This window comes from Dankookia rubra (assembly GCF_004355005.1).
In the GTDB taxonomy this organism is placed as follows: domain Bacteria; phylum Pseudomonadota; class Alphaproteobacteria; order Acetobacterales; family Acetobacteraceae; genus Paracraurococcus; species Paracraurococcus ruber_A.
In genome coordinates, this window is sequence record NZ_SMSJ01000224.1 from 1 (window position 1) to 2,609 (window position 2,609).

The following is a 2,609-nucleotide window of genomic DNA, read 5'->3' on the forward strand; positions in this document are numbered from 1 at the left end:
GCCACGGCATCAGGCGCGAATCCTACGCACCCGGTTTCGGCGCGACCCCAAGGCCTACCTCGCCGAGCTGGAACAGAAAGCCTGCCAGCCAGCTTTGCCAGCCTAGAAAAAGGGGGCCATCGAGCAGCTCTACACTGCGCCACCCGAGCGCAGCGTAGTCGTCTGCCTCGACGAGATGGGACCACAGGCCAGCAAGAGCTATCCCGGGCAGCGCCTGGTCAAGCCGGCCGGACCGCGAGCGGAGCGGGCCAGGCAGGAGATCGACTACGGCCGGCGCGATGTCGCGGGCTACGTGTTCGGCGCCTTGCAGCCGGCCACAGGCGCCGCCCTCACCACGACCTACGAGCGCCGAACCACGGCAAACTGGGTCGACTTCCTCGAGCGCGTCGAGAGCTGGATCGCACCCGATGCCGAGCGGGTCTACGCCGTGGTCGACAACCTCAAAATCCACGGCGGCATGGACGTGCTGCTGTTCGCCCTGGCCTACCCATGCTGGGAGTTCGTGTTCCAGCCAAAGTATGCGGCCTACCTGAACCTCATCGAGCCGTGGTGGAAGGTGCTGCGCTCGCTGGCCCTCAAAGGACGGCGCTTCAACGCCTGGGCCGAGATCGAGCAAGCCGTCGAGCGTGCCACCACCTACTGGAACCAGCACAAGCACCCGTTCATTTGGGGCCGTCGTCGGCGCCATTGTCAATGCTGAGGTCGATTTGGTTCTCCCGCACTTCCGATACTGCTGGCGAAGTCAGTGAATTGCTTGGGCTCGGATCAGGCGTGAGAAATGCGACTGTCTGGTGGGCGCAAGAGCGTCGCCGGTGATCCAGCGAACGAGACACATCAGGTTTATGGAGGCCGCGGTGGCGACGTGCTGCAGATGCGTCTTGGCTTGTCCGAAGTAGCGGGGCCTTCGGATCCCGAAGCTACGGGCGGCCAGGGAGATGGTGCCCTCGACGCCAGCTCTCAGCGCGTAGAGGCGGAGGAATTCGGGCGTCTGCTGTCGGTGGCGTGCTGCTTGCAACGCGATATAGGCATCGCGCGTCCTGAACGTCATCAGGCGCCGCGTTGCGGTTGGTCCGGCGCAATCGGACCGGTGCTCACAGGCCCGGCAGTCCTTCGTCGAGAACTTCACCTTGATCACCGGAGTACCGCGATTGTCCAGCGCAGGGCTCCAACCCGAGCTGTGCCGGCCCATCGGGCAAGTGACTCGCTGGGCATCCCAGTCGATCGAGAAGGCGTCCATGGCGAAGCCCTTGCCCGCCTGCGACTGCCAGCGGAAGTCGGCACGGGCAGGTCCGACCAGGTCGATGCCGAAATCGCGCTTCGTCTCCACCAGCAGGCCAGCATTGATGTAGCCGGTGTCGACGAAGTGCTGGGCGGGAAGCAGATCCTTGTCCCGCAGCGCCTGGTGGATCGGCGTCGTGACGTCGCCGTCGGCAATCGGACCGCTGGTGGTCTGCACCTCGGTGATGAGGCGCGGCATGTCATCGTCACAGGTTTCGCTGAGGTGCACCTTGTAGCCGATCCATGTCATGCTGGCTTTGCAGGCATAATGGGCATCCGCATCGTAGGGCGAACTGATGAACCGTGCCGCGGGCGGGATTCCTTCGCGCTCACCACGCCACCGAACGTTGGCCTCGCCGGCATGGAACTGCTGGAGCCAGACGCGACGCAACATGACGGCCGCTGGCAACTGGCGAAGCCAACTTGGTGCCGTCGTGGCGTCGAGAGCAACAAGCAAATGATGTCCATCGACGCCGATCTGCTCTGCCCATGTTACCCGCTTGGCCGCCGAGCGCGGCAGGCGTTCGTCAAACGCACGTCGGCCATAAGCCTCAGTCCAGTGCGGCAAGGTATGCGTCGGCAGCCATGTGGGCGCCGCCAAGGCCAGTACCTCCGAGGCATGGCGCAGCGTCTCGTGGACGCATTCAACCCGGTTGATCGCCCGCGTCGCCGCCAGGACATGCGTGGAATCGGTGCGCTGCCGCCCGCCTGCTTTCAGCAGGCGATGTGCGACCGCCACCTCCAGCACGGCGTCCAGCAGCAATGCCTCGGAGGCCCCTGCCACCAGGCGCGAGCGGAATTCGCTCAGCACTGTGCTGTCGAAGCCGGCATCGGCCAGCGGCAGGCCAAGCAGGTATTTCCAGTCGATCCGGCTTCGCACCGCGTCTGCCGCCTGCCGATCCGACAGCTCTTCCGCAAACTGCAGCAAGGTCACCAGCGCCAGCCGCCACGGGGCTTTGGCCGGCTGGCCCTTGCCCGGGAACAGCCGCGCGAAGCGGTGGTCGTCGAACACCGAGCCGAGCTCGTCACGCAGGCTCAACAGCATATTGCCGCGGGGAAACGCCAGCCGCGCAACGTGAGCGGTGTCACCGGGTACCGGCGGTGGCGGTCCAGGGCGCAGGCACATGGTCAACCTCGGTGGCCCGGGGGAACAGCCCCGGCAACGCCCACCGATCCATGCTGGTCGCATTTCGCCAGCAGTATCGAAAGTGCGGGAGAGCCCCCCTGTGGCAGGGAAGTTGTCCGGCGCCTTGAGATGATCTCTCATTTTCAGAGGGGCGGGACGGAGGGATGAGTTGGCCCACTCGACGGAACGCCGCGCGGCGGTTCTG

The 2,609-nt window shown here is 65.5% G+C and carries 2 protein-coding genes; one reads left to right on the forward strand and one right to left on the reverse strand.

Annotation, left to right across the window (positions count from 1 at the left end; translation table 11 throughout):
- Positions 1–118: 118 nt before the first annotated feature.
- A complete protein-coding gene (locus tag E2C06_RS36075) occupies positions 119–700 on the forward strand; it encodes a transposase (protein WP_277751922.1) in 582 nt (193 codons plus the stop codon).
- A gap of 42 nt (positions 701–742) precedes the next feature.
- Here the strand turns inward: E2C06_RS36075 and E2C06_RS36080 are convergent, their stop codons facing one another.
- Positions 743–2,404, reverse strand: coding sequence for an IS1182 family transposase (locus E2C06_RS36080; protein WP_133293337.1), 1,662 nt, complete (start codon positions 2,402–2,404; stop codon positions 743–745).
- Positions 2,405–2,609 lie beyond the last annotated feature (205 nt).

Coding starts and splice junctions, on each gene's coding strand:
- E2C06_RS36080 (WP_133293337.1), bottom strand. CDS start 2,404: ATGTGCCTGCGCCCTGGACCGCCACCGCCGGTACCCGGTGACACCGCT.